This is a genomic window from Thermohahella caldifontis (genome assembly GCF_041153465.1).
Taxonomy (GTDB): domain Bacteria; phylum Pseudomonadota; class Gammaproteobacteria; order Pseudomonadales; family Oleiphilaceae; genus Thermohahella; species Thermohahella caldifontis.
Genome location: NZ_CP154858.1, coordinates 3,102,258 through 3,118,823, shown reverse-complemented (window position 1 = coordinate 3,118,823; position 16,566 = coordinate 3,102,258). Strand labels below are relative to the sequence as shown.

Sequence of the window (16,566 nt, the reverse complement as noted above, 5' to 3'; positions counted from 1 at the left end):
CTACCTCTTGCGTGCCTGTCTGAGGGCTTCATCCAGGCTGTCGAGGGGCGTCGGCCGGCTGTAGAGATAGCCCTGCGCCCAGTCCACGCCCAGTTCGGCCAGGGATTCGGCAATGGCCTCTGTCTCCACGAATTCCGCCACCGTTTCCAGTCCCATGAAATGCCCCAGTTCGTTGATGGACTTGACCATAGCATAATGGGTCAGATCCGAGTCAATATCCTTCACAAAGATACCGTCCACTTTCAGGTAGTCAACGGGCAACTGCTGGAGGTAAGCATAGGACGACAGACCGGTACCAAAGTCATCCAGCGCAAAGCGCACCCCCTTCTTGCGCACATGGTGCATGAAATCGGCGGTATAGTGTATCCGGCTGACCGCAGCCGTTTCCGTGACCTCGAAGCACAGCTTCATGGCCTGTCTCGGATGCGCTGCCAGGACCCGGTCCAGCCACTCCAGAAAGCCGTCATCACTAAGACTGTGGCCGGAAAGATTCACGTTCACGTGATCCAGCGTCTCCAGCACGGACGGAGAGCGCTTCATCCACGCCAGCACCCCCTCCACGATCCAGCGGTCAAGCTGGACGATACGGTTGAACCGCTCCGCCGCTTCAATCAGGGTGACCGGTGAACAGGGCTGCCCGCGCTCATCCCGGGTCTGCAGCAGCACTTCGCAGGAATAACGGTCTGTCTGCCTGATACTCCGGATGAGCTGACCGGTCAGTACCAGATCCCCTTCATCAAAGGGGCGGTCGAGACGGCTTGCCCAGCGCATCATGACCGACTCCTTCACCACCCGGGCATCGTCCTCCACGTAGAGCTGCCAGCCATTGCCGCCTTCGCGCTTGCGGACATTGCAGGCATTGGAGGCCTGAGCCATCAGCGTGCCCGCATCCGGTGACGCGCTGTCAATGGCTACCACACCCACACTGGTCGTCACATGAACGGACTGACCCTTCACCACCTCCATTCGGGCAATTGACCGTACCACCTGGGCTGCCACGTCCATGGCCTGCTCCCGCGAACAGGGATAGAGCAGAAGGGCGAACTCATTGGAACCACTTCGCCCGAGCAGCATCTCGCCGGCGTGACTGGCCAGGCTTTCATCCAGAATCCGGGGGATCTCCCGCAACAGGGCATCCCCGGTCCGGGTGCCGTACTGACTGTTGATCAGGGCGAACTGATCAATATCGAACACAATGAGCGCACTTTCGGCACCGGCATGCTTGGTGAGCAGCAGTACCCGTTCCAGGTGCTTTTCAAACTCCCGGCGCTGAATGCAGCCGGTCAGGGGATCGTGAGTGGCCTGGCTGGCCATGCGCGCATACAGCGCCTGGATGGCATCGTAGAGCCCCCGGTCCACCAGAGAAACACTGTCATGATCGGTGCGCCGGGCCCTCCCCTCGGCCAGTTGTCTGGCCATGTCATTCAGCGGCATCTCCACTTCCTGCAGCCCGTTCTGACTCAGGAACACAAACTTGTAACTGCTCTCGCTGGCCCAGACCAGCCGCATGCGCTGCATCTGCCCGGGACGCAGCTCGATCTCGATCCAGTCGCCGACGGAGAGCTCGTGGGCACGCTTGCGCCAGCGCTCCGGCGCCACATGAATGACGTTACCGGTCCCGCTTCCCTGCGCTTCCTGCTGGAGAGGATACTGTGGCACCCAAAGGGTTTCCACCGGCACGGCATCGTCAAACACCTCCTTCAGGTGCCGCAAGGCTCTGGCCACTTTGGCCGGCTCACCGGTTGTAGCCATTTCACGTTCGAGCATTTCCAGCACTGCAGGCAGCTCCAGGTCCCGCGAAAACAGCGCATCGGCTTCCGTTTCGTCCAACAACAGCCAGTCCAGAAGCTGACTCAGGGTATTGAAGTGCTCCATGCAGGTCACGCTGTCCGCACCTTCCTTGAGCACCGCCAGTACCATGACCTGCTCCCAGCCCGCCTCCAGCAATTCCAGCACCACTTTCGGAATCTGCTGTTCACGCAGCATGGCATCCAGCCGGTGCCGGACCGCCTTTCTGGCGCGCTCCAGCTTCTCGCGCCCGGCATGGGTTCTGGCAATCCGCTCCGCATTGCGCAGGAACGCCTTTTCCTGACGCTCCACCAAACGGTGAACGCGTTCGCGCGCCTCTTCAATGAATGCCCTGTCCTTGTAGCGGCCCTGTGCCAGCGCTTCCACAATGGGCTCGAGCGTCCGCCGCAGCACGCTGCTGCCGGCCTGATCCGTGGATGTCAGGCTGGCAATGTCATCCAGCAGGCGGCGTACCGGATGATCGCGGTCTTCCAGAAAATCCAGGTCTTCCAGAATCATTTCGAAGAGGGGCAAGCGCAGCCGGTTGACGAGCCCGTCCCCACTTGAGGCTTCCGCCAGCACACCAAAGAGCCGGTCGACGATCACGGCGAGGTTGCGGGCCACAGGCCCGATGCGGCGGCCAATCTCGGGATGGGTTTCCGCCAGATTCTCCAGCCGCGCCTGCACGCTCTCCGTCTCATCGCCAGCCTCCGGGGCAAGCGCTCCCTTGGCCTGGTGGAGCAGGCTGGCAAGGCGATGCAGATCGTCCTCGGTTTCCGGGTCTCCGGTATCCTCTCCGGTGCCGGCCTCTCCGGACACCGCCTCAACCAGACGGAGCAGGGTCTGGACGGCCCGCCCGCCCGCCGCCTGCCCCGGCTTCGTTTCGTCCGTGCGGGGTTTGCCCGGCGGAGAATCCGCATGGGGACCCTCACCATCCTGCCCGACGGATGGAATCGGCGATACCCGTCGGGCCGGCGACGCCTGCGGCCTGACCGGCAACTGCTCGGCTTCGCTGATGGTGCGGATTCCGGCATTGCGGGCGTCTTCCAGAAGTTGCCGATACAGCCCGGGCAGGTATTCCAGCAGCACATGCTCAAAGGCACCCGGCAGGTCATCCTCGATCACGCTGAGTGCCGGCATGCGGGCATAGACATCCTGAAGCGCCTCGCACAACAAGCGCGGTCCCAGGGGATTGTTCGTCGTGTCCACATGGGTCTGGAATACGGCTGACAGCACTTGGTGCAGGCGAAACAGGGGCTCCCGGAACCGGTTGGCGACTGCTGATCCGATCATCTGCAGCTCCAGCCACTGCTCGAACACGGCCTTGTCCACCACTTCGAGATGCCCTGCCCGCGCGGCTTCCGGCTCTCCGGAATAGAGGTGTTCCAGCCCCACCCGCAATCGCTCAAGCAGCGCCTTGGAAAAGGCGGTCTGATGCTCCAGCACGACCACCTGGGTGTCACGCAGGGCATTGATGGCCTGAAAGCTTTCCGCACGCTCCAGCCGGTCTTTCAGGCGAATCTTGATCTCTTCCGCCAACCCCCGCACCAGCGCCGCGAAGAAATCCCGCGTCACCTCGTGAAAACGGCGCTCCAGCTGTTCCCGCCGTGCCGCACTCAGATGCATCCCCTGCCCGCCCAGCGCCTTGACCTGCTCAATCAGCGCCGTCACCGGCTCGTGAAAGGCGATACCGAGAGACAGGCCGGCCTGTGACGGTTGAACGCGCACGCAGCGCCCCCGGATGCGGACAACCTGCTCGGACTGCCCGGGCCGGTCGAAAAACACGTGCAGACTGACCGGTACCCTTTCCGGTGTTTCCAGCGCCCGCGACAGCCGCTCACTCTGCACGCCACCCACCAGTGCGCCCCCTTCACAGATATTTTCGAGCGTCACGGCAACCGGCGTGTAACCGGCAATCACCAGAATGGCATCATGCCTGAAGGGAATGCGGGGATAACGTCGCTGTTCAGTGCGGGGACGTGACATGCGGTCGAACTCTCCTGATCGTCTCTCGTCAGTCTAGCGGGTCTGACGTGCCCTGACAAAGCCCTCGGACAATTGACTCGGTTTGAATGCAGCGTTACTATACGGAAAAGAATGAATCGGGATTCACATCATGGCATACCGGGAAACGGAGCGCACCCGCTCCCGCAAGGAGCGGATTCGCCAGAGCATTCTGGACGCTGCCCGCACCCTGATCAGCGAGAAAGGCTTCCGCGAGACCAGTATAGCGGATATAGCGGAAAAAGCAGGCATTGCAACCGGCAGTGTGTACCGTTATTTCACCTCCAAGGCCGAGCTTTGTGCGGAAGTGTTCCGCATGGCCAGCCAGCGTGAGGTGGATCAGGTTCAGGCTGCCTGCACCGGCCCCGGCACGGAAACGGACCAGCTTCGCGCGGCAATCCATTGTTTTGCCCGCCGCGCCCTCAAGGGACGCCGCATGGCCTATGCACTCATCGCCGAACCCATTGACCCGCTGGTGGATGCGGATCGTCTGCACTATCGCCAGAAGTATGCAGACGTCTTCGAGGACCTGATCCTGCGCGGTCAGGCCAGCGGCCGCTTTCATCAGGTGGATGCCAAGGTGGCTGCAGCGGCGCTGGTGGGTGCACTGGCCGAGGCGCTGGTCGGGCCGCTGGCCCAGCGCCTCAGTGAAGGTGAAGGCGCCGAAACGGGCCTGTCGGACGAAGCGGTGGTCACTGCCATGGAACAGTTCGGCATCAACGCACTGGTGAAGACAACCTGAGGAGCACACCATGAACCTGCCCCACACACCGGAAGCCGCACGCGCGCTCGCCGAAACCCATCAGGTCGAGAACATGCCTCCGGAGCTGACGCCGCTCAATCTGTTTGATACGGATCAGGCGCTTCGCGAAGCCGTTGCACGGGAGCAAGCCACGCCATGGCTGGGCGAAATCCGCGATCTCGGTGCGCTGGCCGGCACAGCCGAATATCAGGCGCTGGGGCATGAAGCCAACTACAACCGACCGCGCTTTCGCACCCACAACCGCTACGGGCAGCGGGTGGATGAGGTGACCTTTCACCCGGCTTACCATCAGCTCATGAAGGAAGCCCTGACCCGGGGCCTGCACGCACTGCCCTGGCGCACTCCCGTGCCGGGAGCCAATGTGGCCCGGGCAGCGCTCAACTACCTGCAGACACAGGTGGAAGCCGGCCATGGCTGTCCGGTCACGATGACCTTCGCCTGCGTCCCCACACTGCGACACCAGCCCGAACTGGCAGACGCCTGGCTGCCCAAGATTACCGCGCTGGGTTACGATCCGCGTAACGTGCCCCATACGGAAAAATCCTGCCTGACCATCGGCATGGCCATGACCGAAAAACAGGGGGGGTCGGACGTACGCGCCAACAGCACACGCGCTTATCCGGTCGGCACCGGCGGCCCGGGGCAGGCCTACGAGCTGGTGGGACACAAGTACTTTGTCTCCGCCCCCATGAGTGATGCCTTCCTGATGCTGGCCTACTCACCGGGCGGACTGAGCTGTTTTCTGGTACCCCGCTGGCGCCCGGACGGGACCAAGAATCCGATCCAGATTCAGCAACTCAAGGACAAGATGGGCAATGCCTCCAATGCGTCCAGCGAAACGGAGCTGAGAGGCGCCCTGGGCTGGATGGTGGGAGAGGAAGGCCGGGGCGTTCGTACCATCATCGAAATGGTCTCCCTGACCCGCTTTGACTGCATGATCGGCTCCAGTGCCGGAATGCGTCAGGCGGTGGTCCAGGCCATCCATCACTGCACCCACCGCAAGGCCTTCGGAGATTACCTGGTCAACCAGCCTCTGATGCAGAATGTTCTGGCGGATCTGGCCATCGAACAGGAAGCGGCGCTGGCGCTGAGCTTCCGCCTGGCACGCAGTCTGGATCATCAGGATGACGAGCGCGAACGGCTGTTCATGCGTCTGGCCACTGCCGTGGGCAAGTACTGGATCTGCAAGCGCACACCCCAGCATGCCTATGAGGCCATGGAGTGCATCGGCGGCTCCGGCGTGATGGAAGACTGCATCATGCCCCGCCTGTTCCGCGAATCGCCGGTCAATGCCATCTGGGAAGGCAGCGGCAACGTGCAGTGTCTGGACGTGCTGCGCGCCATGCACAAGTCACCCGGGACGGTGGATGCGGTCATGGCAGAGCTGGCGCCCTGGCGTGGCCACCATCCCCTGTATGATCGCGGCCTGGATCGGCTCGCCGCACTTCTGAAGGAGAAGGACGATCAGGCCACCGCGCGCACCCTGACCAACCAGATCGCGGTCTGCCTGCAGGCCGCCTGCCTGCTGCGTGCCGGCAGCGACCGGGTGGCGGATGCCTGGATCCGGAGCCGGATGAACCCCGAGGTCTTTGCGCATCATTACGGCGCCCTGCCGAAGGAGTTGCCACTGGCGGACATCATTGCGCGCGCGGCACCGGTTGCCCGCTGACGGCAAGGGCGACCCTCTGCTATGCTTGGGGAAAGACCAGCGGAAATGTGACTCATGTCAGGCAAGAAACCCGGTTTGCCCCCTTACTATCTCGCGGTCGTGATGTTCGCCCTCGGTCTGTTCGTGGCCACGCTGATTCATACCGGCTCCAGGGCCCGCGACAGCGGTCGGGATAACGCCCATGATGTACTGTTCACCCTCAACGGCCAGTCCTGGCGTGCCGCCGACCTGCCCGAACCCCAGGCCAGCAAATGGAAGGCCTTTCATGACCAGGTCAAGGACTGGGAATACCGCCTGATTACCAGCGCCGCCCTGCGGGCCTGGTTCGAGAGCGTGGCCGAATCGGAAGGCAGCACGCCGGAAGCCGTCAGCAAGCGTTTGCTCGGCACCGAGGTCAGCGATGACGAGGTGGCCGCCTTTTACTCCGCCAACCAGGACCAGCTGAAAGCCCCCTACAGCGAGTTGCGCGACAGCATCCGCGCGGCCCTGGCCCGGCACAGGGAAGATCAGAACCGGGCCGCACTCCTTGAGAAGCTCATCCGTGAAGGGGTTCTGGACATCCCCACCGAGTACAAGCCCTGATGCCCGGACGTTTGACGACGGGCACCAATCGCGCGACACTATACACCTTTCATTCCGGAACCCGATCATGAGCAAGAAAGTCGCTGAAGCCAGTCTGGAGGCCATGTACCGGATCTTCACGGTACCGGAGGCGCCCGATTCCACGCTGGGACGCATCAACCGCATGATCTCCCAGAATCTGGCAGGCTTCCTGCGTGAGCACATCGTTGCCACGGAAAAGGACCTTTCCGAAATGGAAGCGGACTTCTCCGACACCCGGATTCCGGAAAATCCGGTCTTTGTGTCCGAGCAGGCGCAGTTCCTGCTCGACAAGCTGGTCGCGCAGTCCGTACACACCGCCTCGCCGAGCTTCATCGGTCACATGACCAGCGCGCTGCCCTATTTCATGCTGCCGCTGTCCAAGATCATGATTGCCCTCAACCAGAACCTGGTGAAAACGGAAACCTCCAAGGCGTTCACGCCGCTGGAGCGTCAGGTGCTGGGCATGATTCACCGGCTGGTCTACAACGAGGATGACGCCTTCTACGAGGCCCATCTGCATGATCCGTCGGTGGCGCTGGGTGCCATGTGTTCCGGCGGCACGATTGCCAACCTGACGGCACTCTGGGTGGCGCGCAACGCGGCCTTTCCGGCCCGGGGCGAATTCCGGGGCGTCCAGAAAGCCGGGCTGGTTCGCGCCCTGCGCGAATATGGCTACGATGACGCCGTCATCCTCGTCAGCGAGCGCGGACATTACTCCCTGCGCAAATCTGCCGATGTGCTGGGGCTGGGCAGTGATGCCATCATCGCCATCGAAACCGATGATCACAACCGCATCCGGCTGGACGCCCTGCGCGAAACCTGCCTGAGGCTCATCAATTCGCGAACCCGCATTCTCGCCCTTGTGGGCATTGCCGGCACCACGGAAACCGGCCATGTGGATCCGCTGGCCGAGATGGCGGACATTGCCCGGGAATTCGGCGTGCATTTCCACGTGGATGCCGCCTGGGGTGGCCCGACCCTGTTCTCGTCCACCCACCGGACACGCTTGCGCGGTATCGAGCGCGCCGACTCGGTGACCTTTGACGCCCACAAGCAGCTTTATGTGCCCATGGGCGTGGGCATGGTCGTGTTCCGGGATCCCACCCAACTCAGTCACATTCAGCATCATGCCCAGTACATCATCCGCCCGGGCTCAAGGGATCTGGGCAGCCGCACGCTGGAAGGCTCGCGCCCCGGCATGGCCATGCTGGTACAGTCCGCACTGAAAATCATCGGTCGCGCAGGGTATGAAATCCTCATCGATCAGGGTATCGACAAGGCACGCCGGTTTGCCCGGCTGATTGACGCCCATCCCGACTTCGAGCTGATTACCGAGCCCGAACTGAACATTCTGACCTATCGCTGGTGCCCGGCACCGGTTCAGGAAGCCCTGGCTCAGGCCCCGGATGCGGTGCGCATCGCAGTCAACGACCATCTGTCACGGATCACGAAAAAAATCCAGAAGACACAGCGCGCACGCGGCAAGTCCTTTGTATCGCGCACCCGCCTGACGCCGGCACGTTACCAGCATCAGCCCTGCATCGTGTTCAGGGCCGTTCTGGCCAACCCGCTGACAACGGAACAGATTCTGGAGGATATTCTGGAAGAACAGGCCGGCATCGCGCGCGAGGATTTCCTCGCCGAAGAACGCGATGCCGTGGAGGCCCTGCTGGCAACCCCTGCTGCCCGCAAGGCCCGGCGCCAAGGTTAATCCACCAGCGCCAATCCTTCAGCCGGGGTCAGGCTCGGCCGGTTCTGCGCCACACCCACGCTCGGACAGGTCAGCTGACCCTTCACCACGTTCAGACCATTGAGCAGATGCGGGTCATCCGCCAGGGCCTGCTTCGTGCCCTTGTTGGCCAGCGCCAGGACAAACGGCAGTGTGGCATTGTTCAGCGCCAGCGTGGACGTGCGTGCCACGGCGCCCGGCATGTTGGCCACACAGTAGTGCACCACCCCTTCCTCAATGAAGATGGGATCCGCATGGGTCGTGGGACGTGAGGTTTCAAAGCAGCCGCCCTGATCGATGGCCACATCCACCACAGCCGCACCTTCCTTCATGACCTTCAGGTGCTCGCGGGTCACCAGCTTGGGTGCCGCCGCGCCCGGGATCAGCACGGCACCGATGACGAGATCCGCCTCCGGCAGCAACTGATTGAGGGCATGCGCCGTGGAAAAGACGGTCTGAACCCGGTTGCCGAACAGGGCATCGAAGCGACGCAGCACGTCCATGTTCTTGTCCAGCACCGTGACGTGTGCGCCCATGCCGACCGCCATCTGCGTGGCATTGAAGCCCACCACACCGCCGCCGAGCACCAGTACCCGTGCCGCCTCAACGCCCGGCACACCCGCCAGCAGGACACCGCGTCCGCCAACGGACTTCTCCAGACAACGGGCGCCGGCCTGAATGCTCATGCGACCGGCCACCTCCGACATGGGCGCCAGCAGCGGCAGGCGGCCTGCCGCGTCAGTCACCGTCTCGTAGGCAATGCAGGTCGCACCGCTGGCCAGCAGGTCCTCGGTCTGAGGGACATCCGGTGCCAGGTGCAGATAGGTAAACAGGGTGTGATGAGGCTTCAGACGCTTGCGCTCTTCGGCCTGAGGCTCCTTGACCTTGACGATGAGCTGCGCCTGTTCGAAGACGGCGTCAGCATCCGGCACCAGCCGGGCACCGGCTTCTGCGTACAGCGCGTCGTCAAAGCCGATCGCCGCCCCGGCACCGCTTTCCACCACCACCTGATGGCCAGCCTCCACCAGTGCGTGGACGGCTGCGGGCGTCAGGCCCACACGGTATTCATGGTTTTTGATTTCTTTGGGTACACCGACAATCATTGGATTTCCTCAATCAACCCCGTTTGTGATCCTTTAAGTCTAGCGGTATCCCGAAAAATATTTTCCCGAAAAAATGTCATTTACAACTTATAATGATTGTTTACAGGCACTTTCACGGGAGAATATTCCGCAAATGACCCTGAAAACCATAGACCGCATCGACCTGGCCATTCTGCGCGAACTGCAGGCCAACGCGCGCATCACCAACGCCGAACTCTCGCGCCGCGTCAATCTCAGTCCGTCCCCCTGTCTGGAGCGGGTCCGCCGGCTGGAAGAAAAGGGCTATATCCGCGGCTATCACGCCCACCTGAATGCCCGACGCCTGAAAACCAATCTGGTCGTGTTCATCGAGATCAGCCTGGAGCGCACCGCGCCGGGAATCTTTGCCGACTTCAAGGCGGCTGCGGCCCGGATACCGGAAGTCCAGGAGTGCCACCTCATCTCCGGCAACTTCGACTACCTGATCAAGGCCCGGGTGGCGGACATGGACGCCTACCGTCACTTCCTGGGGGAGACCATTCTGGCCCTGCCCCATGTGCGGGAATCCCGCAGCTATGTGGTGATGGAAACGGTGAAGGAAACCCTGAACATTCCCCTGCCCAGGGAACCGGAGGACGGCTGAAGGGTGGCGTGATTTATCAATGACGTCCGACCGACAGCCATGTTATGTTGCGTTATGTCAAAACAACAGGAGAGACCTGACATGACGTGGACTGCTCAGGAATGGATGGACGCCTACGGCGAAAGCCATCAGAACCCGGTCAACAAGACCATACACTGGATCGCGGTGCCCACCATCTTCACCACCGTGGTCGGATTACTGTGGGCCATTCCCGTACCCGGCTTCATGGCCGGCATTCCCGGTCTGAACTGGGCCACCCTGGCCATGGCGCTGACGGCACTCTGGTACCTGCGCCTGTCCCGGACGCTGGCCCTGGGCATGATACTGTTCATGGTGGCGGACGTGGTGCTGGTGGCCTGGTATGACAGCCTGAATCACTGGCCGGTGTGGCAGATGTCGCTGGTGCTGTTTGTGGTGATGTGGATCCTTCAGTTCATCGGCCACGCCGTCGAGGGCAAGCGCCCGTCCTTCTTCAAGGATCTTCAGTTCCTGCTCATCGGGCCAGCGTGGCTCATGCACTTCATTTACCGCAAGCTGGGCATTCCCCTGTAGGATGCCCTGCCCGCACAGGCGCTGTCAGTACAGCGCCTGCTCATCCTCCAGCACGTCGTGGATGGCATCCAGGAACAGCTTGTCCGCCTCGCTCCATTGCTCCGGGATGCGGATATTGGTGGAGGCACTGATTTCTTCGGCCATCTTGCGGCGACCATCGGGATCGTTCTGATACTTGCGCGCAATATCCATGCAGACCGCCGGAATGGTCGGGTCAGCCAGAACCTTGCGGATAAACCCCTTCAGCTCCTCGATGGTTTTCGCCTGCTGGGCTTCCAGTGCAGTGGGCATCGTTTGTCTCTCCTCTTTATTCTCTTTGCTTTGGCTCAAGTATAGTCGGCCGTGCGCGGTTTGAATATGTTGATCCGCAAAGATTGACCTATACTGAATCCATCGTTCCCTTTCCTTTGCAAAAGGCAGTCACCCCGTCATGGCCATCGAACTGGCACCGGAACAGATCAACCAGATTCTGCAGGGCATCAAGATTCCGCCCCAGCCACAAATCCTGGTGGACCTGCAAATGGAACAGGTGATGCCCGACCCGGATCTGGATCGTATCGCCAGCCTGATCAGTCAGGATGTGGGGCTGTCCGGAACCATTCTCAAGTTCGTCAACTCTCCGCTGTTCGGGCTCAGCAACAAGATCACCTCCATCCAGCAGGCCGTGTCGCTGCTGGGCATCAACAGCGTCATCAACATCGTCAACGGGCTGGCCATCAAGGGGGAAATGTCCGACGAAACCATCGTCGCCCTCACCCGCTTCTGGGACACGGCCACGGATATCGCCAACATTGCGCTGAATATCGCGCGCAAGATCGGCTATCACAGCCCGGACGAGGCCTACACGGTGGGCCTGTTCCACAACTGCGGCATCCCGCTGATGATGAGCCGTTTTGCCGATTACAGTGACGTGATGGCCGCCAGCTACGCCGAAGCGGGCACCAGCCTGCTGGACGTGGAGAACCGGCGTTATCATACCAACCATGCGGTGATCGGCTACTACACGGCCCGGAGCTGGAACCTGCCCGCCCACCTGTGCAAGGTGATCGCCGATCATCACCGTGCTGACAGCTACTTCGACTCGGGCAGCACCGCCCGCCCCAACGAGCGCACCCTGATGAGCCTGCTCAAGCTGTCCGAACACATCTGCGGCAACTTCCACATCCTGGGCGGTCAGACCGAGGATCACGAGTGGCAGCGAATCGGCCAGTCGGCGCTGGAATATCTGGGACTGACGGATGTGGACGTGGAGGATCTGCGTTCGGCCTTCACGGCCATGGGCATTTCCGTCTGCAACTACCGGTAGCGTTGACGAACCGGGCCCCGCGGGGCCCGGTATCGGGAAGTGACCGGCCTACTCGGACGGCACGTACTTGAGGTTGAGCTCACGCGCTGCCTTCACATCGTCAAGACGCTGCACCACCGTGGTGTGGGGCGCGGTCTTCACCCGGTCGGGTTGCGTGAAGGCTTCTTCCCGGATGGCCTTCATGGCCTCGACAAACCCGTCGATCTCGTCGATGGATTCGGTTTCCGTCGGCTCGATGAGGAAGCATTCGGGAATCAGCAGCGGGAAGTAGGTCGTCGGCGCATGGTAGCCGAAATCCAGCAGACGCTTGGCAAAATCCATGGCGCTGACACCCGTGGCCTTGAGCTCGGGCGCCAGGGTGATGATGAACTCATGGGATGCCCGGCGCTCCGGATAGGCCAGCCGGAACCCGGCCTCGGCCAGCTTGCGCGCCATGTAGTTGGCATTGAGCGTCGCGTGGTCAGCCACACGAACCATGCCTTCCCGGCCCAGCATGAGGGCATAGGCGTAGGCCCTGAGCAGGATGCCCGCATTGCCCATGAAGGCAGACAGGTTGCCAATGGACTCGGGCAGGTCGCGCTTGTCGGCCCAGCGGTACTGACCCTCTTCCTGCACCACGACCGGCGTGGGCTGGAAAGGCCGCAGGCGCTCCACGAACGCCACCGGCCCCGCACCCGGCCCGCCACCGCCGTGCGGTGTGGCAAAGGTCTTGTGCAGGTTCAGGTGCATGACGTCAAAGCCCATGTCACCGGGTCGGACCTTGCCCAGAATGGCGTTGAGGTTGGCGCCGTCGTAATAGAGCAGGCCGCCGGCCGCATGCACCTTGTCGGCAATCTCGCGGATATTGCGTTCGAACACGCCACCTGTTGACGGGTTGGTAAGCATGAGAGCGGCCGTCTTCGGCCCCAGGGCCGCTTCCAGCGCCGCCATGTCCACGTCACCATCCTTGCGCACGGCAATTTCCCGCACCTTGAAGCCGCACATGGTGGCGGTGGCGGGGTTGGTGCCATGGGCCGTCACCGGCACGATCACCTCGTTGCGCTCCGTATCACCCCGGGAGAGATGATAGGCGCGGATCATGGCGATACCGGCAAATTCACCCTGTGCGCCCGCCATGGGGGCCAGGGAGACGCCCGCCATGCCGGTGACGTCGGCGATGATTTCCTGCAAGTGGTACAGGCAGCTCAGTACGCCCTGACTCCGGCTCGGCGGCGCCAGCGGATGACGCTGCAGGAAGCCCGGCAGGCTGGCAGCCCGGTGGGCACCGCGGGGGTTGTACTTCATGGTACAGGAACCCAGCGGGTAGAAATGGGTATCGATGGAGAAGTTCTTCTGGGACAGGTTGGTGTAGTGACGCACCACCTGCATCTCCGAGGCCTGCGGCATCAGCGGCGGCGTCTTGCGCAGCAGCGTCCCGGGCAGACCATGCAGGGGCGCCGCTTCGCGCGGATACTGAGCCTGGGCACTGCGGCCCGGCTTGCTGCGTTCAAAGATCAGTTCGCTGCTCATGCCTGCCCTCCCATGACATCTGCCAGTGCGGCCTTGTAGGTTGCCAGGTGGTCCGGCGTACGGGTTTCCGTCACGGCCACCAGCATGGCGTCACCCAGCTCCGGGTAATCGGTGCTCAGGTCAATGCCGGCCAGGATGTCACGCTGATCCATGGCATCCAGCACGTCAGCCACCGGCTTGTCCGTGCGCACTACAAACTCGTGGAACATGGCCTCTGCGCCGGGAAGCGAGATGCCGGGAATGTCGCGCAGACTTTCCCGCAGCGTCCAGGCATTGTGGTGACACTGGCGCGCCACATTGGCCAGACCTTCCGCACCCAGCAGGGCCATGTGGATCGTGGCCGCCGTCACGGCTAGTCCCTGGTTGGTACAGATATTGGAGGTGGCCTTGCCGCGGCGGATGTGCTGTTCCCGCGCCTGCAGGGTGAGCGTGAAGCCGCGCTTGCCCTCGCCGTCCACCGTCTGGCCGATGATGCGGCCCGGCATCTGCCGGACATGGCTTTCGCGGCAGACCATGAAGCCGAAATAGGGGCCGCCGGAACTCAATGGCAGACCAAAGGGTTGTCCGTCTCCCACCGCAATGTCGGCACCCTCTGCGCCCCATTCGCCGGGCGGCGTCAGAATGCTCATGGCCAGGGGATTGACCAGCGCGATCACCAGCATGCCGTGTCCCGCCGCCCAGTCCGTCAGCGCGTGGACATCCTCCAGCTTGCCGAAATAATTGGGGAATGGCAGCACCAGCGCGGTCGCGCCTTCTCCCCGCGCCGCTTCCAGTGCCTCCGGATCCGTGGTCAGTGTCTCGGGATTGAAGGGCACTTCCACCAGTTCAATGTCCTGAGGCTCCACCAGTGCACGGACCGCACTGCGGTAACGCGGATTGACGGTCCGGGGCAGCAGGATCCGGTGGTTTTTCAGCTTGCGCTGCAGCCGCACGGACATGAGCACCGCCTCGGCCAGCGCCGAAGCACCGTCATACAGGGAGGCGTTGGAGATGTCCATGGCCATCAGGTTGGCCATCATGGTCTGGTATTCGTAGATGAGCTGCAGCGTACCCTGGCTGGCCTCGGCCTGATAGGGGGTGTAGGCGGTCATGAACTCGCCGCGGGATGCAATGTCCCACACGGCAGCCGGTATGTGGTGCTCCCAGGCACCACCGCCGAGAAAACACAAGGCGCCACGATCCTTTTCGGCCGCGGCCTGCATGTGCTGCAGCATGGCCATTTCGCTGCGCCCTTCGGGCACCCGCGTCAGCGGGCCGGCCCTGAGGTCAGCAGGAATTTCGTCGAACAGGTCTTCCACCGAGGCGACACCAATCGCCTCCAGCATCAGGCGCCTGTCTTCATCGGTATGGGGTATGAAAGGCATGGCAGTTCCTAGTGGTCTTCAGCTTCGCAGACTTCACGGTATCCGTCGGCATCGAGCAGGGCATCCAGTTCGGAAGGATCGCTCATCCTGACCTTGAAGAACCAGCCATCGCCGTACGGATCGCTGTTGACGGTCTCCGGCGCGTCTTCCAGCGCTTCGTTCACTTCGATGATCTCGCCGCTGACCGGCGCGTAGATGTCGGACGCTGCCTTGACGGACTCCACCACCCCGGCTTCGTCACCGGCAGATACGGTGCTGCCCACTTCGGGAGTTTCCACGAACACGATGTCACCCAGGGCTGCCTGGGCGTGATCGGTAATGCCCACCACGGCAATGCCACCTTCTTCCACACGAACCCACTCGTGTGATGATGCGTACTTCAGTTCAGCAGGAATCTGACTCATGATTCGACCCTCTCAGGCGTTGATTATTCGAAAACACATTTGCCGTTGCGGACAAAGGGCGGCTTGACCACCTCCACGTCCACCGGTTTGCCACGCAGTTCCACCTGAACGATGCCTTCCGCTTCGGCAGGAATGCGTGCCAGCGCCACACTGAATCCCAGCGTGGGCGAAAACGTACCACTGGTGATTTCGCCTTCACCCTGTGGTGTGATCACTTTCTGATGCCCACGCAGCACACCCCGCTGACGCAGGACCAGACCGGTGAGCTTGCGGCGGACCCCTTCCGCCTTCTGCTTTTCCAGGGCCGCGCGGCCGATGAAGTCACGGTCTTCCGGCGTCCAGGCCACGGTCCAGCCCATGTTGGACTCCAGCGGCGTGACCTGTTCGTCCATGTCGGCACCGTAGAGATTCATGCCGGCTTCCAGCCGCAGCGTATCGCGCGCACCCAGTCCGCACGGGCGCACACCGGCTTCCAGCAGCCGGTTCCAGAAATCCGTCGCCTCTGTTGCCGGAAGCATGATTTCCAGGCCATCTTCACCCGTGTAGCCGGTGCGGCAGATCATCCACTCGCCCTGAACGGTTGCGGTGAAGGGTTTCAGGGCCTGCATGGGCGCCGCCATGCCGTCCGGCAGCACGCTTGCCGCCTTGTCGCGGGCCTGCGGCCCCTGCACTGCGATCATGGCCAGATCCGGGCGCTCGGTCAGTGTCACATCACGGCCCTGCGCCTGCCGGCTCATCCAGTCCAGATCCTTCTCGCGCGTGGCGCAGTTGACGACCAGACGGAAGCCATCGGCCATGCGGTACACAATCAGGTCGTCCAGTACACCGCCGTCTTCATTCAGCATGGCGGTATAGAGCGCCTTGCCGTTCTCCTTCAGACGGGCCACATCGTTGGCCAGCAACCAGCGCAGCCAGGATTCCGCATCCTGACCGGTCACATCCACAATCGTCATGTGAGAGACATCGAACATCCCGGCATCGCGCCGGACCTGGTGGTGCTCCTCAATCTGGGAGCCATAGTGAATCGGCATGTCCCAGCCGCCAAAATCGACCATCTTGGCGCCGGCAGCAAGGTGCGCGTCATAGAGCGCGGTACGGTTACCCATATTCTTGTTCTCCTTGTGAGAGTCGTGCTCATTCTAGCCAACTT

General features: G+C 62.3%; 14 protein-coding genes. 7 read left to right on the top strand and 7 right to left on the bottom strand.

The features are described 5' to 3' along the window. Positions 1 to 3,774, bottom strand: coding sequence for a DUF1631 family protein (locus AAIA72_RS15135; protein WP_369601120.1), 3,774 nt, complete (start codon positions 3,772 to 3,774; stop codon positions 1 to 3). A gap of 130 nt (positions 3,775 to 3,904) precedes the next feature. Between AAIA72_RS15135 and AAIA72_RS15130 the strand changes: the two genes are divergently transcribed. The 4 genes from AAIA72_RS15130 (at position 3,905) to panP (ending at position 8,538) form a co-directional block, all read left to right on the top strand. Then, positions 3,905 to 4,534, top strand: coding sequence for a TetR/AcrR family transcriptional regulator (locus AAIA72_RS15130; RefSeq protein ID WP_369601119.1), 630 nt, complete (start codon positions 3,905 to 3,907; stop codon positions 4,532 to 4,534). A gap of 10 nt (positions 4,535 to 4,544) precedes the next feature. After that, positions 4,545 to 6,224 carry an acyl-CoA dehydrogenase family protein gene (locus tag AAIA72_RS15125; protein WP_369601118.1) on the top strand — a complete coding sequence of 560 codons (1,680 nt, stop codon included), beginning with the start codon at positions 4,545 to 4,547 and terminating at the stop codon, positions 6,222 to 6,224. A gap of 54 nt (positions 6,225 to 6,278) precedes the next feature. Beyond that, the gene (locus AAIA72_RS15120) at positions 6,279 to 6,806 is read left to right on the top strand and encodes a hypothetical protein (protein WP_369601117.1); all 528 of its coding nucleotides are present in this window, start codon (positions 6,279 to 6,281) and stop codon (positions 6,804 to 6,806) included. A gap of 67 nt (positions 6,807 to 6,873) precedes the next feature. After that, the gene (gene panP, locus AAIA72_RS15115; RefSeq protein ID WP_369601116.1) at positions 6,874 to 8,538 is read left to right on the top strand and encodes a pyridoxal-dependent aspartate 1-decarboxylase PanP; all 1,665 of its coding nucleotides are present in this window, start codon (positions 6,874 to 6,876) and stop codon (positions 8,536 to 8,538) included. Here panP and ald read toward each other — a convergent pair. Beyond that, positions 8,535 to 9,659: an alanine dehydrogenase gene (gene ald, locus AAIA72_RS15110; protein ID WP_369601115.1), complete on the bottom strand. Its 1,125-nt coding sequence runs from the start codon at positions 9,657 to 9,659 to the stop codon at positions 8,535 to 8,537. The two genes, panP and ald, sit on opposite strands and share 4 nt — an antisense overlap. Before the next feature lie 133 nt (positions 9,660 to 9,792). Here ald and AAIA72_RS15105 point away from each other — a divergent pair, with 133 nt between their 5' ends. Then, positions 9,793 to 10,281 (top strand): Lrp/AsnC ligand binding domain-containing protein, encoded by a 489-nt coding sequence (locus AAIA72_RS15105; protein ID WP_369601114.1) that lies wholly within the window; start codon positions 9,793 to 9,795, stop codon positions 10,279 to 10,281. Between the two features lie 81 nt (positions 10,282 to 10,362). After that, complete coding sequence (locus AAIA72_RS15100; RefSeq protein ID WP_369601113.1) at positions 10,363 to 10,833, top strand: DUF962 domain-containing protein; 471 nt, start codon at positions 10,363 to 10,365, stop codon at positions 10,831 to 10,833. Between the two features lie 24 nt (positions 10,834 to 10,857). On the opposite strand, the gene AAIA72_RS15095 is transcribed toward AAIA72_RS15100, so the two are convergent. Then, positions 10,858 to 11,124: a hypothetical protein gene (locus AAIA72_RS15095; protein ID WP_369601112.1), complete on the bottom strand. Its 267-nt coding sequence runs from the start codon at positions 11,122 to 11,124 to the stop codon at positions 10,858 to 10,860. A 139-nt stretch (positions 11,125 to 11,263) separates the two neighbouring features. Between AAIA72_RS15095 and AAIA72_RS15090 the strand changes: the two genes are divergently transcribed. Continuing rightward, a complete protein-coding gene (locus tag AAIA72_RS15090; RefSeq protein ID WP_369601111.1) occupies positions 11,264 to 12,139 on the top strand; it encodes an HDOD domain-containing protein in 876 nt (291 codons plus the stop codon). A gap of 48 nt (positions 12,140 to 12,187) precedes the next feature. On the opposite strand, the gene gcvPB is transcribed toward AAIA72_RS15090, so the two are convergent. Genes gcvPB through gcvT form a run of 4 tightly spaced genes read right to left on the bottom strand, consistent with a single transcriptional unit; the run spans position 12,188 to position 16,522 of the window. Continuing rightward, positions 12,188 to 13,648 (bottom strand): aminomethyl-transferring glycine dehydrogenase subunit GcvPB, encoded by a 1,461-nt coding sequence (gene gcvPB, locus AAIA72_RS15085; RefSeq protein WP_369601110.1) that lies wholly within the window; start codon positions 13,646 to 13,648, stop codon positions 12,188 to 12,190. Then, positions 13,645 to 15,012 carry an aminomethyl-transferring glycine dehydrogenase subunit GcvPA gene (gene gcvPA, locus AAIA72_RS15080; RefSeq protein WP_369601109.1) on the bottom strand — a complete coding sequence of 456 codons (1,368 nt, stop codon included), beginning with the start codon at positions 15,010 to 15,012 and terminating at the stop codon, positions 13,645 to 13,647. The genes gcvPB and gcvPA overlap by 4 nt, the downstream gene beginning before the upstream one ends. Positions 15,013 to 15,020: 8 nt before the next feature. Continuing rightward, entirely contained in the window at positions 15,021 to 15,416 is a 396-nt protein-coding gene (gene gcvH / locus AAIA72_RS15075) for a glycine cleavage system protein GcvH (protein WP_369601108.1), read from the bottom strand. Positions 15,417 to 15,439: 23 nt separating this feature from the next. Then, on the bottom strand, positions 15,440 to 16,522 hold the full coding sequence (gene gcvT, locus AAIA72_RS15070; RefSeq protein ID WP_369601107.1) for a glycine cleavage system aminomethyltransferase GcvT: 1,083 nt from the start codon (positions 16,520 to 16,522) through the stop codon (positions 15,440 to 15,442). Between the last annotated feature and the right edge of the window lie 44 nt (positions 16,523 to 16,566).